The sequence below is a fragment of the Nocardia sp. NPDC004151 genome (assembly GCF_042874235.1).
In the GTDB taxonomy this organism is placed as follows: Bacteria; Actinomycetota; Actinomycetes; order Mycobacteriales; family Mycobacteriaceae; genus Nocardia.
In genome coordinates, this window is sequence record NZ_JBIAMR010000042.1 from 1 (window position 1) to 1,440 (window position 1,440).

Here is a 1,440-nt window from a genome sequence, read left to right on the forward strand (position 1 = left end):
TTCCTTAAGATTTAGGCGGTCCAGGAGGACCGGGTGTGGCTGATGGGTTTCTGCCCTCGAGGGCTCCAGGAGAATGGCCGCCTGGTCCTCCGGGACGCTCCGACTGCTGATTGAGAAATGCGGGCGTCGTCGCCGTTTAAGGACATGTCGGCGGAGTGTTCCTCGGGCCAGAGGTTGCTTTGGTCAGGGCGGAACGCAGCGACAGGAGCAGATCGGTTGAGCACGCCCCACTCTCGAATCTGGGTCGGCGTCGACGCCGGCAAGGGACACCACTGGGCCGCAGGGATCGACGGTGACGGCACCACGTTGTTCTCGGTGAAGGTCATCAACGACGAAGCGCAGATCACCCAACTCATCGCGATGGCCCGCGAGAAGGCCGACGAAATATCTTGGGCGGTCGACATTTCCGGCCGGTCCTCGGCGCTGCTGCTGGCCCTGCTGATCGCCGAACAACAGCACGTCGTCTACATCCCGGGCCGCACGGTCCACCGGATGACCGGCGCCTACCGCGGCGAAGGCAAGACCGACGCCAAAGACGCCCGGGTGATCGCCGATCAAGCGCGGATGCGCCGCGACTTCGCCACCATCACCGCCACACCGGAATTGATGTCCACCCTGCAGATGCTCACCAGCTACCGGCGCGATCTGATCGCCGACCGGGTCCGGTTGGTCAACCGGCTGCGGGACCTGCTGGTGGGCGTCTGTCCGGCGCTGGAACGCGCTTTCGACTACTCCTCGGCCAAAGGGCCGGTGGTCCTGCTGACCGAATACCAAACCCCCGCTGCGCTGCGGCGGATCGGCGTCAAACGCCTCACCAGCTGGCTCGAACGCCGAAAAGTCCGCAGCGCCAACGATGTTGCGAACAAGGCCGTCGAGGCCGCCAACTCCCAGCGCACCGCCCTGCCCGGAGAAGCCCGGGCAGCCAAGCTCGTCAGCGATCTCGCCGGGCAGCTGCTCGCCCTCGACGAACGGATCAAGGACAACGACCGCGACATCCGCGACACCTTCCGCGCCGACGACCGCGCCGAGATCATCGAGTCGATGCCTGGGATGGGACCGATCCTGGGCGCGGAGTTCCTCGCGATCGTGGGCGATATGTCCGGCTACGCGGACGCCGGCCGACTGGCCTCGCACGCCGGATTGGTTCCCGTCCCAAAGGATTCCGGCCGAAGAACCGGCAACTACCACCGGCCGCAACGCTACAGTCGTCGCCTGCGCTGGCTGTTCTACATGTCCGCCCAGACCGCGATGATGCATCCCGGCCCGTCCCGGGACTACTACCTGAAGAAGCGCGGCGAAGGCATGCTCCACGTTCAGGCTTTGCTGTCGCTGGCCCGCCGACGAGTCGATGTCTTGTGGGCCATGCTGCGCGACAACAGAGTGTTCACCCCCGCCCCGCCGGTCGCGCAAACGGCTTGACTTAGTCATTGAGATTCTCCT

Annotated in this window: 1 protein-coding gene; it reads left to right on the top strand. The window is 65.4% G+C overall.

What is annotated here, in order from left to right; all coding sequences use genetic code 11:
- Positions 1-216: 216 nt before the first annotated feature.
- Positions 217-1,419, top strand: a complete 1,203-nt coding sequence (locus ACFYTS_RS36555; protein WP_387309767.1) for an IS110 family transposase — start codon at positions 217-219, stop codon at positions 1,417-1,419.
- The last annotated feature ends 21 nt before the right edge of the window (positions 1,420-1,440 follow it).